We start from the raw sequence: 14712 nt of genomic DNA, 5'->3' as shown, positions 1-14712 counted from the left end.
ATGGCAAGTATTTTGGTGGTCGATGATGAGATGGGAATTCGCGAGCTTCTCAATGAGATTCTGACGGATGAAGGCCACACTGTTTATGCGGCTGAGAGTGCTGTGCAGGCGCGCACAATCCGCGAGCAGATGCGCCCAGACCTCGTCTTGCTCGATATCTGGATGCCAGATGTGGATGGCATCACCTTGCTAAAAGAGTGGTCCAAGACTGGGCAGCTGACAATGCCGGTCGTCATGATGTCGGGGCATGCCACGATTGATACAGCGGTTGAAGCCACGCGTATTGGGGCGCTCAACTTCTTAGAAAAGCCCATCGCACTGCAAAAATTACTGAAGACTGTCAATAAGGCGCTGGAGAGTTCACCGAAGTACATTGAGCCCATTGAAGAAAAGGCGTCTACAGCGCCCACATCAACCCCAAGCCCTAAGGTAGTAGCCAGTGAGCCGACTCCGCAAGCCCCGGATGGTGAGTACATCAGTGGCATTGCAAAAACATACTTTGATTTACCACTACGCGAAGCTAGAGACTTGTTCGAAAAAGCCTACTTTGAGCATCAAATGATCATCATGGGTGGCAGCATGACCAAGATATCTGAATACACGGGCCTGGAGCGAACCCACCTCTATCGCAAGCTAAAGGCTTTGGGAATCGATACTTCACGCAATAAGGCCGAGCAATAAGAAACTACCCCATGAGTTAGTGGCACTGATTCTTTGGGTTTATTGATAGGGCACACAGCATCGCTGTTGCGACGGATAATAGCGCTCATATCATTTCGGAATTATTCCCATGGAAATAAAGGTTAACTTTCTCGATAAGTTGCGCCTTGAAGCTAAGTTCGACGACTTTACGGTGATTGCTGATCAGCCCATTCGATACAAGGGTGATGGTTCAGCCCCTGGGCCTTTCGATTACTTTTTGGCCTCATCAGCCTTATGCGCAGCGTATTTTGTAAAGCTGTATTGCGATACACGCAATATTTCAACCGAGAACATACGGCTCTCACAAAACAATATTGTTGACCCAGAAAACCGTTATCAACAGATATTTAAAATCCAGGTTGAGTTACCAGAAGATATTTCTGCAAATGATCGTCAGGGCATCTTGCGATCTATCGAGCGCTGTACGGTAAAGAAGGTCGTACAAGCTGGCCCAGAGTTTGTTATTGAAGAGGTGAAGAATCTAGATGCTGACGCGCAAAGTCTATTGGCTTTGAACTCAGCTTCCGACGCAAGTACTTACATTCCAGGAAAAGATTTACCGCTAGAGCAAACGATTGCGAATATGTCTAGTGTGTTGGCAAACCTAGGAATTAAGATCGAAATCGCCTCATGGCGTAATCTCATACCAAATGTATGGTCCTTGCATATTCGTGATGCGCATTCACCCATGTGTTTTACAAATGGCAAAGGCTCTACGAAGGAAAGTGCCTTGGCATCAGCTTTGGGTGAGTATATCGAGCGACTTAGTAATAATCATTTCTACGCCGGCGCTTTCTGGGGCGAAGAGATCGCCAATAGCCCTTTTGTGCATTACCCCAATGAGCGTTGGTTTAAGGCAGGTCCTAAAGATACGCTACCAAAAGAAATTCTTGACGACTATTGTTTAAAGATTTTTAACGCTGATGGTGAGTTACGTGGCTCCCATTTAATTGATACCAATTCGGGTAATGTCGAGCGCGGGATTTGCGCTTTGCCATATGTTCGTCAGTCCGATGGCAAGACGGTTTATTTTCCATCGAATCTCATTGAAAACTTATATGTTAGTAACGGCATGAGTGCCGGCAACACGCTCGCTGAAGCTCAGGTGCAGTGCCTCTCAGAGATTTTCGAGCGGGCAGTGAAGCGAGAAATTATTGAAAGTGAAATTGCTTTGCCGGATGTGCCGCAAGAAGTGCTTGCAAAGTATCCCGGTATTTTGGCCGGCATTCAAAGCCTTGAAGAGCAGGGCTTTCCAGTGCTGATTAAGGATGCCTCCTTGGGTGGTGTCTACCCAGTGATGTGCGTTACTTTGATGAATCCTCGAACAGGTGGCGTATTTGCATCATTCGGCGCCCACCCAAATTTAGAGGTGGCACTAGAGCGGAGTTTGACGGAGTTGCTGCAGGGTCGTAGCCTAGAGGGCCTGAATGATTTACCCCCACCCACTTTTGCAAGTGAGGCAGTTACCGAGCCAAATAATTTTGTTGAGCACTTTATTGATTCAAGTGGAATTGTTTCTTGGCGCTTCTTCAGCGCACACTCAGATTACGACTTTGTTGAATGGGATTTCTCTGGCAAAGGTGAAAACTCTAATGCGCAGGAGGCAGCCACCTTATTTGGCATTCTTGAATCTCTAGGAAAAGAAGCCTATGTGGCGGTATATGAGCAGCTAGGCGCTATAGCATGTCGGATTTTGGTTCCAGGTTACTCTGAGATTTATCCAGTTGAGGATTTGGTTTGGGATAACACCAATAAAGCGCTATTGTTCCGTGCTGATATTTTGAATTTACATCAACTAGATGATGTGAAGTTAAGCAAACTATTAGAAAAACTAGAAAATAATGAGCTGGATGAGTATGGTGATATCGCTACATTGATTGGCATCGAGTTTGATGAGAACACGCCTTGGGGGCAATTAACAGTTCTTGAGTTAAAGCTCTTAATTAATCTAGCCTTGAAACGATTCGAGCAAGCACAAGAATTGGTAGGTGCCTTTCTTCAATACAACGACAATACCGTCGAGAGAAAGCTTTTTTATCAGGCTTTAAATGCAGTGCTCGAGATTATGCTTGATGGTGATTTGGAACTTAATGACTACCTGCTTAACCTACAACGTATGTTTAGCATGGATAGAATGGATGCAGTGTTGGGATCGGTAAATGGTAATGTCCGCTTCTTTGGATTAACTCCTACAAGTACTAAGTTAGAGGGTTTAGAGAGGCATCACCGTTTAATCGACAGTTATAAAAAATTACATCTTGCCCGGTCTGTTGGATAGGGGGCTAATTGTTTTTTAGGCCGAACAATGTCTAATATCAAAGAGCTAGTGATCATTGGAGACGGCTTTGCTGCCGCTGTAATGGTGGTGCATCTATTGCGCAGGGGTATCGCCCCTACCGCTATAACAGTGATTGGCTCGGGCGCTCTGGGTAAAGGTAATGCATATGGTTGCGATAACCCACATTTTCGGCTCAATATACGCGAGAGTTTGCCGACCATTTTTTCCAATGACCCTTTGCATTTTGCAAGGTGGGCAAAAGAGAACATAAATGATCTAGATGCAAAGACTGATGCCGGATATTTTTATCGTCGCCAAGATTTTGGACGTTATGTTTCTGAGCTCGTTGCTAGCAAATCCAAATCGAGTCACATTGAGCAAATTAAAGCTAAAGTTCTTAGCTTAAATGGGGTCGATCATTCCTGGAGTCTTGCCCTGGATAATCAAAGCGTAATTAGCGCAAGGAAAGTTATTATTGCCACGGGAAATCCCCCGCCCACTTGGCCTTGCCTTGTCACCAATTCGAAACCAGACTCATCTGCATCATGTCTTGTTGAGAATCCTTGGGCGGGTCATGGATTAGACGTTGCAAAAACTCAAGACCACATTATTTTGCTTGGTGGAGGACTAACAGCCTTAGACGCTATTAATAACTTAGGAGAGCGTAAGCATCTTGGACCAATATATGTGATTAGTCCGCGAGCCATTTTTCCTCCGGCTCAGGCGAATTGGGAGAGAAAAGTTCAGCCCATATGGCCGCAGAATTTAACCCCAGCCAAATTCATTCGTTTTATGCGGGACTATTTGCCCTCAACATCAACCACGAGTTCGGAGTGGCAAAGCGCATGGGAAGAGTTGAGGATAAATATAAGTATGATTTGGCAGCAATTCTCTGTGCGACAAAAGCGGACTTTATTTAAGAGGTTGGGCTGGCTTTGGAGCTTGTATCGTTTTCGAGCATCACCCCAGACGATTGCTGCATATGAAAAGCTAAGGTCAAAAAATCAAATTCAATTTGTATTGGGACGCGCTACAGAAATTCAATGCTCTGAATTTAGGGTGAAGGTACTCCTAGGAAATGGCATTGAAGTTGAGGGAGATCGAATCATCAATTGCACTGGCGTTGCATCCGACCCTTTATTAAATCAACTCATTGAAGACCGATTGGCAATCAGGGACCCTCTTGGGCATGCTATTGCAGTTGATGAAAGCTGTAGAGTGTGTCACTTGCCATCGGATCGGTGGAGCAGTTTATGGATGATTGGGCCGGCAACTATGGGCAGCTTGGGCGATGTCGTTGCTGCAAGCGCTATTGCCAAGCAAGCAGAGCAATTAGCCGGCCAGATTGCTGAATAGCTTACGAACATTCCATAAGAGCCTTTAAATACGGCCTCTCTAATGCTAATTTATAAGTCTATTGAGTAAGGCTGGCATCGCAAACTGAGTTTTTAATCCTGCAAATCAGTTTCATTTATAATCCTAAGTCTTGGCCTGGTAGCTCAGTCGGTAGAGCAGAGGATTGAAAATCCTTGTGTCGGTGGTTCGATTCCGCCCCGGGCCACCAAGAAACACTAAAACCACCTTCGGGTGGTTTTTTCATTTGTGGATTCTCTTAAAGGCAACTAAGAAAATAAAGTCTTAATCCCCGCAATTAATATAAAAGTCACCAAAGTTTTTGACTATTTACGAACCAAATTCTTGCGTTTAATGTTTAAAGACCATTAATATCAACAGATAAATATTGAGGTTAACGATGAAAAAGCTACTCTTTTTAACTCTTTTAATGGCAATACAGTCTACATTTGCCCAAGTTAAAGAAACATGGGAAACATCTTTTACTCCTCCGTGGAGAGGGAACCAATCCTTTTCAAGAGGTATGCCCCCCGATGATTTCAGATTATTTGTAATCCTGAAAATTGAAAAGAACACAGATGGGACATTTTTGGGTGAAATGCAATTTACTGGCCCCGTTCGATGCCTAGGTAATACCAAAATTGAATCGGGCAAAATTTCTGGTGACGTAGTTTCTTTTAAAACAGAACCTTTGCCTGTAATTCAATGCCCCCATGTAACCTTTTCAGGAAAAGTGGTGGGCGATACATGGGTGGGTATATTGCCTTGGAATGGCAAAGATAATGAAGTGGTATTCAAGAAAAAGTAAGCGCTAAAGAAAAAATCAGTTATTTATCCCTAGGTCAGTCGAGTTCGTTTTAAAGGACAATTTAGGGTCAGACATCCTCAGCCCCGGCTCGATTCCGCATCGGGCCACCAAGAAACTCTAAAACCACCTTCGGGTGGTTTTTTCTTAACTAGACAATCACCTTTTATATCACTAAGTGAATTGAGTGATAATGCCTCTAATGAATAGAATAATTAGGAAAAAAAAGACATGAATAAATTTACGAAATTATTGGCGTTAGGATTGATTTGCTTCACACCAAGCATCTTCGCCCAAAGTGGGTTTCAAGGCTTTTATAGCCAGATTGCTACTGGATATGAAAATAACTCTGTTAGCAATACCGGCTTAACAATGAATAATCAAAGCAATTTCCCGGGTGGTAACAATAATCCCTCTAAGGGTAGCGCCCCAGTCATATTGGGCGTGGGTTACAACTACCCTATTTCACAAAACATATTGCTTGGGTTGGGGCTTGATTATTCCTTTCTTGAAACAACGATTGGAACGGCAAATATAAATGGTAGTTATGCGGGAACCGGAACAACTTATAAAGCATCAAATAGATTAAATATTTTTTTAGCCCCTGGCTATGCCTTTGATAAAGATAAATTGGTTTATGCCAAGGTTGGCTATTCAACGCAAAAAGTAAAAGCCTCTTACTATGATGACGGTGGTGGCTCTTGTAATGGGGACTCTATGGGCAGTGGAAATGCTCAGGGATTCTTAGCTGGCTTGGGTTACAAGCAAATAATCTCAAGTGGTTTTTATGGGTTCACTGAAGCTAACTACTATAGCTATGGCAAAACATCTATGGGCACAAGTAGCTTATGCGATACAAGCCTCATCACTAACTTTAGCCCATCAACATCTTCCTATAACTTCTTGGCTGGTGTTGGCTATAAGTTCTAAATAGGATCATATATCTTGGGCGCCAGTAGATTCCGCCCCGGGCCACCAAGAAACACCAAAACCACCTTCGGGTGGTTTTTTCATTTAGAGCAGATTAATTCCAAAGCCCTTCATCATCAAGGCAAATAAGCCAAAGCAAATAACTGTTGCCACTACGCATGCACCCATAGCCATCCAAAACCCCAGCTTTGGAAGTAAGTATGGAAGTAGTAAAAACATGGGCAATGTCGGAATTACATACCAGAAGGTGTAATACGCGTGATTTGCAATTTTCTCTTCAGGCTGGTTTTCTATATAAAGCCATAGAAGGGTTAAAAAAGTCATTACGGGTAATGCTGCAATAAAACCACCCAGTCGATCGCTTCGCTTGGCCATTTCAGAAATGAATACAACCATTCCTGCTGTTAGTAAGTATTTGGTAATGATCCAAGTCATTTAAGCCTCAAGAAGAAATGGTTATTGATTAGTCTAAAGCAGGATTAGGCATCATGGGCCTTGGTCGATTACGCCCCGGGCCACCAAGAAACACCAAAACCACCTTCGGGTGGATTTTCATTTCCGATTAGTATCTAGAAATCTTCTCGGGAGCTCTAAATGCTGTTGATTACCTCTGTCATTGCCGCTGCCTTAACCATCATCTTTGTAAAACTTTCATTTGCCGTTATTGGCCTTAGAAGAAAAAATCAGATTGGATTAGGAAGCGGTGGCCATGATGACCTTGAGAGGGCCATTCGAGCTCAAGGCAACTTTGCTGAATATGTTCCATTTGGAATTATCTTAATTGCCTGTCTTGAACTAAATGGAGCGCCTTGGTGGTTAGTTACCCTCCCGGGAATCACTCTCATTATTGGCCGATTGGTTCATGCTAAAGGCATCAATGTGCCCCCGCCAGATTTTAGTAAGCGTGTATTGGGCATGAAATTGACCTTTGGAACACTTATCTCATTAGCAGTGCTCAACTTGGGTTGGGTTATATATAAGCTATTTACTGTTTAGTACAAACCCTCGGATAAGCGTTTTGGCTGGATAAAGGTGGGAGAATCAAAAAACTATTTCAATAGGCATTTAGTGGGGAGAGCATGATGAATAAGAAAATGATCTTATCGGTGAGCAGTTTGGCACTTTTATCATTGGCTGGATGTCAGTCTATGGAGCACGGCACTGGTCAAAAAGCATCGGCCACCCTAGATTCGCGTTCAGGCTCCAATGCTAAAGGAACGGTAAATTTTGTATGGCAAGGGCATGATGTATTGGTCACTGGGAATTTTTCCGGTTTGAAGCCAAATGCTGAGCAGGGGTTTCATGTTCACGAAAAAGGGGATTGCTCCGCAGCTGATGCGACTAGCGCAGGCGGTCATTTCAACCCCGATACAAAATCACACGGCATGCCAGGAAGCGGGTCGAATCATGCTGGCGATATGCCAAACATCAAATCAGACGCGAATGGTAACGCGGTTTATTCGGCAAAGCTAAGTGGATTTACTGTCAATACTGGGCCAGCTGGAATATTGGGAAGATCCGTCGTAGTTCATCGCGATCCTGATGACTATAAATCTCAGCCAGCTGGAAATTCTGGCCCAAGAATTGCGTGTGGCTTGATCAAGTGAAATTGGTATCCTAAGCGCATTGATCGATTACTGTTTGAGTATCCAGAAATACCAAAACCACCTACGGGTGGTTTTTCATTTATGTTAGCCCATGGCATGCCCTGGCATCACGACGCATGGTGAGTTCATCGCGCAATATTGTTTTAAACGACAATATCAATTCATATTAAAAAGCAGGGAGACAGCGTGTACAAGCTTATAGCCTTTGATGCCTATGGCACTTTATTTGATGTGTATTCCATGGGGCAGTTGGCAGAAGAATTATTTCCAGGTCATGGACAGGCTTTTGCTTTGATGTGGCGTGATCGCCAAATCGAATATACCCGCTTAGTAACCATGAGCGACCCCAATCCCAATGGCAGTAAGCACTATCTTCCTTTTTGGGAATTAACGATTCGCTCATTGAGATATGTCTGTAAGCGCATGGGATTAAACCTCACTCCTGAATATGAGAAGCGACTGATGGATCAGTATGCCAAGCTCACCGGGTTTGACGATAGTCTGAGTGTGCTCAAGGCAATTAAAGAGAAGGGCATTTCAACGGCTATATTGTCGAACGGCAGTAGAGAAATGTTGGCTACAGTGGTGGAGAGTAACGGCTTAAATCCCTATCTCGATAAAGTGGTAACCATTGAAGATATTCGCCTATTTAAAACTGCCCCACAAGCCTATGAACTTCTACTGAAGGCTTTTCCGGTCAAGAAAGACGAGATACTATTTGTATCCAGTAATGCTTGGGATGCTCTAGCGGCAAAGTGGTTCGGCTTTGATGTATTTTGGGTTAATCGCTTGAACCATCCTTTTGAAGAGATTGGTGAAATCCCAAACTATGAGGGCGACTCTCTCAGCCAGGTTTTGAAAGTGATATGAGATGAAATTCTCCGATGCAGTTACCTTACAAGGCAAGCATGCCTCATTAGTGCCATTAACTATGGCGCATCATGACGGCTTGTGTGAGGCCGTTAGGGATGGTGAACTTTGGAAGCTTTGGTATACAAGCGTACCTTCGCCTGAGGCAATGTCAAAGGAAATTGAAAGGCGTTTGAATCTGCAGAAGCTAGGTTCCATGAATCCATTTTGTATTTTGGATGCCAAAGGTGAACCCATTGGCATGACTACTTATATGAATATTGATCAAGAAAATCGTCGGCTGGAGATAGGGTCTACTTGGTACCGCCAGTCAGTTCAGCGCACGGCGATCAATACTGAATGTAAATTAATGCTATTACGTTATGCATTCGTTGACTTAGCTTGTATTGCCGTCGAATTTCGTACACATTTTTTTAATCATCAAAGCCGAAAAGGCATTGAGAGATTGGGCGCAAAACTAGACGGTGTATTGCGAAGCCACCAGATTAATCGCCATCCAGATGCCAAAGATAGTCTTCGAGATACCTGTGTATACAGCATTCTGGCGGGTGAATTTCCTGCCGTAGATGCGCATTTGAGCTTTCAATTGCACTCGTCTAATTTATAAAGAAGCGATTTAATCTTGGCTACTGACTACTAAGAAATACCAAAACCACCTGCGGGTGGTTTTCTCATTTGTTAGACTGTACTTACTTGCTCAAAAGAGGTCCTATGTCTGCTGTTCGAAATGTCCGAATGCTTACGCGCTACAACAAGTGGGCAAATGATTTGCTCTTAGCGGCTATTTCTAAGCTGCCATATGAGGAGTTCAGCAAAAAACGTGCTGCTGCATTTGGTGGAATGGCATTCGCTTTGGCTCATATAGCGATTGTTGATCAAATATGGAGAGCCCATTTGCTTGGCAATGATCACGGCTTTACATCCCGTACGACTGAGTCCCCAGATTCTTTAGAGCTGCTTTCAGACAAGTTAGGCGAAATGGGCGACTGGTATGTTCAATACGCCGATACGATGAGTGAGTCCTTGTTGAGCGAAAAAGTATGCTTTTCATTTGTCGATGGTGGTGTCGGTGAAATGACTAGAGGCGACATATTGATTCATATCTGTAATCACAAAGCGTTTCATCGGGGCCACATTGGGGATATGTTTTACCAATCCGGTTTTAGGCCGCCACCAATAGATCTACCCGTATATATACGCGATGCTTTTAATGAGGCAGAGCTAGGCTAGAGTTTCGGGTCTCGCGGGTAAATCAGCATTGATTCTCGCCATATCAAAAGCTAAGATCGGTCATTATTGACTTGATTTAATTTAGAGCGGTTTAGGTTTCTAGCGCTGAGATAAGAGCATGAGTGAGTCCACATTGATTTCCGTAAGTTATATCAGTAAGGCAACGCAGGATATGGGTGTCTTGGCTTTAATGCGCCTTACGGATCAAGCGGCGCAGCGCAATAAAAAGCTAGGTATATCCGGGGTGCTCTTCTACGAAAACCAACACTTTGGTCAAATATTAGAGGGGCCTCGTAGTGAGGTCCTGAAAATATGGGAGAAAATTCAAGCAGATCCTCGACATCAACAGGTACGCCTTTTGAAGATGGAGGAAATTACAGCCAGAAGCTTCCCTGCCTGGTCAATGCGTTTTTTCTTGGCAAAAGAAATTCTTGAAAAGATGCCAAGCCTCACTGGAGTATTAGATGGTTTGCCAGAGCATGACATCGAGCTCCTGAGGTTAATGCGCGCGTCTGCAGAATAATCGCGGCGCGTAGTCTTGCTATAAAGCGAGAGTACATACGGTATGGATTTTGAGCTTCATGTAAAGGCAGTGCACCTAATAGCCTCTACACTATTGGTATGAGGCTGCTAATCCACTTTCTTCTGATTGCATCATTTGGTGTTGCTCTTGCGCAAGAGGCATCCACTCCTTTTGACTTAAGAGTGGGAGTCACTAAATTGGGCGATCGCTTTCAAGTGATTGCTAGCTATGAGGTACCCATTACTGTATGCGAGGCCTTCTCATTTATTACTGACTATGAAGGCATCAAAAATTTACCTGGAGTAGTTGATTCAAAAGTACTCTCCAGAACGGGTAATAAAGTCAGGGTTGCCCGCTTGCTTGAAGAGAGAATTTTATTTATTCCATTTGAGATGCGATCCGAGCTTCAGTACGTTGAAGTCCCCAATAAAGCCTTGTTCTTTGAGCAGCTCAGTGGAGACACTAAGTATTACAAGGGAAGCTGGCGACTATTGCCCGAGAAGAATTCCACAGTCTTTAAATATGATGCGCAGGTTGAGCCAAGCTCTTTGGTGCCATCAGTGGTGATCGAGTACTTCATTAAAAATGTTGTCCATCGTCAGTTCGAGTCCATGGCTGAGATGGCATCACTCAAGAAGTCAGTCCCTTCAAAGTCGTGCAAGTAGGCCAGTTTTTAGGCTAAGATTCAATTTATGACAAATCTCAATCAATTGCCTACTGATCTCCCTATTCCTCAGGATGATGGGGCAGCCAAGCACCTAGTGGGCATGCGTTTGCCCGCCATTTCTTTAAATACAACCACCGGCAAGCAATTGAACCCCGGTGAGATTCAGGGCCGCTTGGTGATTTACTGCTACCCAATGACGGGGCAGCCAAATGTAGCCTTACCTGATGGGTGGGATCAGATACCAGGAGCAAGAGGATGTACGCCACAAAGTTGCTCATTCAGAGATCACTACCAGGAGCTTCGCTCTTTGGGTGCAGAGGTTGTTGGCTTGAGTGTGCAATCTACCGAATATCAGCAAGAGATGGCAGATCGCCTACATTTACCATTTGCTGTGCTCAGTGATGTGGATTATCAATTTCAGCAAGCTCTGCAATTGCCTACTTTTGTTGCGGCCGGAATGACTCTGCTAAAGCGGATCACCTTGGTGGCGAATGACGGTGTGATTGAAGCTGTGCACTACCCAATTTTTCCAAGTGACAGTGATCCAGCCTGGGTTATCGATTATTTAACCAATAATCCCGCCTGATTTGCATTAAGGCAAATTGTATTTGGCCCAGGTGAACAGGACATTTCCAACGTTTTGTCCGCCGGGCACGTAGGCAGTTTGAATGCTGAGATCTTTATAGCTGATTGAAGCAATTGGGAGTACCCCAGGGAAGGGGACGTAGTTCATGATGTCTTGCCGCGACATGATGAAAGCAGTTGCTCCAACGCCATATTTCCAGTCCGCGCTATTGCCAATGTTCCACATCGGTATCCATCCATAACCCACCATGTACTGGTAAATTCCATGAGAGTCCTTGAAGGTCATTCCATAAATGCCCTCCCAATTGCCGCTCTCATTGATTAAGCCTCTACCAAAACCAATTCCCATGGGGTATTCGGTGTATTGATTGATCTTGTCTTGAGAGTACGCATAGGGCATGTGATAGGTGTAGAGAGGGATATAAAGCTCATTTCTGCCTTTATCCCAAACAGACTCCAGATGAGTTGTTGTGGTTTGAAACCAGTCCGAGACGCTTTCAGCGTGGGGCGCAGCCAATGGCATGCATAAGAGTAAAAAGACGATGAATTTACGACGCATAACGAATATTTCTAAGCCGGACAAAGAAAAGCGTCTCTCAATTGAGGGTTAATGCTGTTTTTATAAGAAAACACCTGAGCTGACGAGATTATATGTTGCTTTGCAACAATATTTGCTTGCTAAGCCCAAATTAAGCTATTAATATGGTGCAGTGCAACAAATAAACTTTTAAAGGAAATACCATGTTCAATAATCAATTCGCAGGAAATCAGGCTAAATCCGTAGAGAGCGCTCGTGCTCTGGGTCAAACCGCCTTTGAGAATGCCCAAGAGTTGGCAGAAATCAATTATCAAGCAGCGCAACAAGCTGTAGCAAATGCGCAAGCAAAAGCTGCGGAGTTGTTAAAAGGTAAAGATGCCAAAGCCGCATTAGATCTTTTACAAAGCCCAGAGGTACAAGAAGCCGTTGCTGAAGTTGCCGCTTATCAGAAAAAAGTTGCAGCGGTGCTACGCCGTGGTAACCAGGAGTTGGTTGAGGCCGTAGAAGCTGCCATTGACCAATCACAGGATGATTTGAAGAGCTTTGTGGCGACAGCTACATCAAAAGCGCCTGCTGGTTCTGAGGCATATGTCAGCGCCTTCACATCTGCATTCAATACGGCAATGCAAAATTTTGATCAAGTGCGTTCAAGCACTCAAGACGCTTTTGCAAACTTTGAGAAAAGTGTTGAAACGGCAATGAAAAGTGCACAAGGTCAGTTTGGCCAGACAGCAAAATCAACAAAAAGTCGCGCCAAGTAATTCGCGAGCCTGAGTTGAAAAGGAAAAGCCACCTTCGGGTGGTTTTTTTATATTCAATTCTTGATAAGATCATTTATCCAATCTAATTTTGAGTACATCATGAGACTTACCCGTCTACTTTCCAACATATTTATTGCGTTAATCTTAGTTAGCGGATGCTCCAAAGAAGAGCAGGCTAATGTCATTCAGGTTGCCGTGTCCCCTGCTATTCCTCCAATGCTGTTTGAAAAAGACGGTAAATACACGGGCATAGATTTGGAGATATTTGAGGGCTACTGTAAGTCGCGTGCTTGTACATTTAAAACAACCGCCTACGATTGGCTGGGGATGTTAGGTGCCGTCACCAGCGGGCAGGCTGATGTTGCTTTCTCGGGAATCTCCATTACCGACAAGCGGAAAGAAGTGATGGATTTTTCTAATCCGTATTTCACAAGTACATGGCAGTTAATTGGATTAAAGAACCGCCATATCAAAATTACGGATCTATCTCAGCTAAAGAAATACACCATTGCCTATCCGACGGGTAGTGTGTTCGACGATTATGTGAAGACTGTATTGCAACCAAAAGGCTATTACTCAGTGGAGCAAGTAAAGCTATATCCATCGCCCACGGAAGCTTTGCTTGCCTTGCAAAATGGTACTGTGGACTTAGTATTTGTGGATAACGTGATGTTAGTCAACTATCAAAAATCCTTAAATCTTCCAGTAAGCAGTAGCTACCAAGTGGTTGGATTTGATAATCTGGGATTTGCCTTCAAAAAAGGCTCTAAATTGCGCGATGACTTTAATCTCTATCTTGCTGAGTTGGGCCCAGAAAAGCTAAAAGAGATTATTAATCGCTGGACGCAATAAATTGGAGTGATTTGCATATATTGGGTTAAAGTGCTCCTTAAGCCGATTCTTTCAATTATTCATAAGGAAAAATATGTCCCATCATGACAAGTTAATTGCTGCTTTCGAAACATACCAATCAGAGAACGAAAAGTTCCATGGAAAGGGAGTCAAAGCTTCTGCTGCAAGAGCACGCAAGGCCTTACAAGAGATCGCTGGTTCTTGCAAAGAGCGTCGCAAAGAAATTACTGCTGAAAAAGAAGCGCTTGAGGGTAAGCCAAAGGGTGAGGGTATGTCACAAGATGCAGCCCGTCACGCACACATCAGAAAGTAAATATTTTCTGAAAACTCAAAAGTCACCTTCGGGTGACTTTTTTACTTAGAGGTCAACATTCTCTAGGGCGGGACCCTCAAGGTGGCGAGTGTCTCCCCATTGCTTTACTTCCCAACCACTAGCCTTGCTATGAGTAATCCAATTTAATGAAGCATTGGGCACGGAAGCCACTCTTTCGGCGCGCAAGTCTTGCTTACTTGCAATGCGATACATCATGTCAAGTGTGCCACCATGGCTAACTAGCAAAATAGTTTTACCAACATGACGCTCTTGAATTTTGTCTAGAGCATTTTGAACGCGCGATGCAAATTGCTGAATGCTTTCCCCGCCACCAAGATCATGCTCCAAGTCACGAGTAATGTGGGCTTGCCAAATCTCGGGCTGAAGTAATGGCGCCTCACTAATGGAGAGGCCTTGAAGCGCCCCAAAATGCCGCTCCCTTAAAGCGCTATCGATCTGTGGCTCAACCCCAAATAATTCAACGACAGCGTTTGCAGTGTCAGCTGCTCTCTTCAGATCACTCGTGTACAAGACGTCAAACGAGAGCTTGATATTTTTAAGAGCCTGAGCCATTTGTCGGGCTTGAACTGCACCCTTGGTATTTAAGGGGGTGTCGGTATGCCCTTGCAGGCGTCTTTCGGCATTCCAGGCAGTTTCGCCATGGCGAATCAAGCAGAGTGTTGTTGTGGACATATTTC

19 protein-coding genes and 1 tRNA gene are annotated in these 14712 nt (G+C 44.1%); 17 read left to right on the top strand and 3 right to left on the bottom strand.

All coding sequences use genetic code 11. The features are described 5' to 3' along the window. From AOC19_RS09210 to AOC19_RS09185, 6 genes are all read left to right on the top strand, one after another. On the top strand, nucleotides 1-681 hold the full coding sequence (locus AOC19_RS09210) for a response regulator (protein WP_215376345.1): 681 nt from the start codon (nucleotides 1-3) through the stop codon (nucleotides 679-681). 109 nt (nucleotides 682-790) lie between these two features. Next, a complete protein-coding gene (locus tag AOC19_RS09205) occupies nucleotides 791-2980 on the top strand; it encodes an OsmC domain/YcaO domain-containing protein (protein WP_215376342.1) in 2190 nt (729 codons plus the stop codon). A gap of 27 nt (nucleotides 2981-3007) precedes the next feature. Further along, complete coding sequence (locus AOC19_RS09200) at nucleotides 3008-4336, top strand: FAD/NAD(P)-binding protein (RefSeq protein WP_215376339.1); 1329 nt, start codon at nucleotides 3008-3010, stop codon at nucleotides 4334-4336. A 132-nt stretch (nucleotides 4337-4468) separates the two neighbouring features. Continuing rightward, nucleotides 4469-4544 (top strand) — tRNA-Phe (locus AOC19_RS09195). 189 nt (nucleotides 4545-4733) lie between these two features. Next, nucleotides 4734-5141 (top strand): hypothetical protein, encoded by a 408-nt coding sequence (locus AOC19_RS09190; RefSeq protein ID WP_215376336.1) that lies wholly within the window; start codon nucleotides 4734-4736, stop codon nucleotides 5139-5141. Between the two features lie 228 nt (nucleotides 5142-5369). Beyond that, nucleotides 5370-6068: an outer membrane protein gene (locus AOC19_RS09185; protein ID WP_215376333.1), complete on the top strand. Its 699-nt coding sequence runs from the start codon at nucleotides 5370-5372 to the stop codon at nucleotides 6066-6068. Between the two features lie 84 nt (nucleotides 6069-6152). Here AOC19_RS09185 and AOC19_RS09180 read toward each other — a convergent pair whose 3' ends face one another. Then, nucleotides 6153-6503 carry a DUF3147 family protein gene (locus tag AOC19_RS09180; RefSeq protein WP_215376330.1) on the bottom strand — a complete coding sequence of 117 codons (351 nt, stop codon included), beginning with the start codon at nucleotides 6501-6503 and terminating at the stop codon, nucleotides 6153-6155. A gap of 159 nt (nucleotides 6504-6662) precedes the next feature. Here AOC19_RS09180 and AOC19_RS09175 point away from each other — a divergent pair, with 159 nt between their 5' ends. The 8 genes from AOC19_RS09175 (at nucleotide 6663) to AOC19_RS09140 (ending at nucleotide 11551) form a co-directional block, all read left to right on the top strand. After that, nucleotides 6663-7064, top strand: coding sequence for an MAPEG family protein (locus tag AOC19_RS09175; RefSeq protein WP_215376327.1), 402 nt, complete (start codon nucleotides 6663-6665; stop codon nucleotides 7062-7064). 83 nt (nucleotides 7065-7147) lie between these two features. Then, nucleotides 7148-7675: a superoxide dismutase family protein gene (locus AOC19_RS09170; protein ID WP_215376324.1), complete on the top strand. Its 528-nt coding sequence runs from the start codon at nucleotides 7148-7150 to the stop codon at nucleotides 7673-7675. Nucleotides 7676-7861: 186 nt separating this feature from the next. Beyond that, nucleotides 7862-8545, top strand: a complete 684-nt coding sequence (locus tag AOC19_RS09165; RefSeq protein ID WP_215376320.1) for a haloacid dehalogenase type II — start codon at nucleotides 7862-7864, stop codon at nucleotides 8543-8545. A gap of 1 nt (nucleotide 8546) precedes the next feature. After that, nucleotides 8547-9152 (top strand): GNAT family N-acetyltransferase, encoded by a 606-nt coding sequence (locus tag AOC19_RS09160; RefSeq protein WP_215376317.1) that lies wholly within the window; start codon nucleotides 8547-8549, stop codon nucleotides 9150-9152. Nucleotides 9153-9256: 104 nt separating this feature from the next. Further along, complete coding sequence (locus AOC19_RS09155) at nucleotides 9257-9775, top strand: DinB family protein (RefSeq protein ID WP_215376314.1); 519 nt, start codon at nucleotides 9257-9259, stop codon at nucleotides 9773-9775. 118 nt (nucleotides 9776-9893) lie between these two features. Beyond that, a complete protein-coding gene (locus AOC19_RS09150) occupies nucleotides 9894-10298 on the top strand; it encodes a BLUF domain-containing protein (protein WP_215376311.1) in 405 nt (134 codons plus the stop codon). Between the two features lie 98 nt (nucleotides 10299-10396). After that, on the top strand, nucleotides 10397-10963 hold the full coding sequence (locus tag AOC19_RS09145) for an SRPBCC family protein (RefSeq protein ID WP_215376308.1): 567 nt from the start codon (nucleotides 10397-10399) through the stop codon (nucleotides 10961-10963). Nucleotides 10964-10990: 27 nt separating this feature from the next. Next, a complete protein-coding gene (locus AOC19_RS09140; protein ID WP_215376305.1) occupies nucleotides 10991-11551 on the top strand; it encodes a peroxiredoxin in 561 nt (186 codons plus the stop codon). Nucleotides 11552-11557: 6 nt separating this feature from the next. Here the strand turns inward: AOC19_RS09140 and pagP are convergent, their stop codons facing one another. Next, nucleotides 11558-12109: a lipid IV(A) palmitoyltransferase PagP gene (gene pagP, locus AOC19_RS09135; protein WP_215376303.1), complete on the bottom strand. Its 552-nt coding sequence runs from the start codon at nucleotides 12107-12109 to the stop codon at nucleotides 11558-11560. Between the two features lie 182 nt (nucleotides 12110-12291). On the opposite strand from pagP, the gene AOC19_RS09130 reads away from it, so the two are divergent. The 3 genes from AOC19_RS09130 (at nucleotide 12292) to AOC19_RS09120 (ending at nucleotide 14014) form a co-directional block, all read left to right on the top strand. After that, complete coding sequence (locus AOC19_RS09130; protein WP_215376300.1) at nucleotides 12292-12849, top strand: phasin family protein; 558 nt, start codon at nucleotides 12292-12294, stop codon at nucleotides 12847-12849. Nucleotides 12850-12948: 99 nt separating this feature from the next. Next, nucleotides 12949-13701 (top strand): transporter substrate-binding domain-containing protein, encoded by a 753-nt coding sequence (locus AOC19_RS09125; protein ID WP_215376298.1) that lies wholly within the window; start codon nucleotides 12949-12951, stop codon nucleotides 13699-13701. Nucleotides 13702-13774: 73 nt separating this feature from the next. Then, the gene (locus AOC19_RS09120; protein ID WP_215376295.1) at nucleotides 13775-14014 is read left to right on the top strand and encodes a hypothetical protein; all 240 of its coding nucleotides are present in this window, start codon (nucleotides 13775-13777) and stop codon (nucleotides 14012-14014) included. A gap of 45 nt (nucleotides 14015-14059) precedes the next feature. Here the strand turns inward: AOC19_RS09120 and AOC19_RS09115 are convergent, their stop codons facing one another. Then, nucleotides 14060-14707, bottom strand: coding sequence for a histidine phosphatase family protein (locus tag AOC19_RS09115; protein ID WP_215376292.1), 648 nt, complete (start codon nucleotides 14705-14707; stop codon nucleotides 14060-14062). Nucleotides 14708-14712: the final 5 nt, after the last annotated feature.

It is taken from the genome of Polynucleobacter asymbioticus (genome assembly GCF_018687575.1).
In the GTDB taxonomy this organism is placed as follows: Bacteria; Pseudomonadota; Gammaproteobacteria; order Burkholderiales; family Burkholderiaceae; genus Polynucleobacter; species Polynucleobacter asymbioticus_C.
Note: the sequence above shows the minus strand (reverse complement) of the source record. Positions and strands in the feature narration are given on the sequence as shown.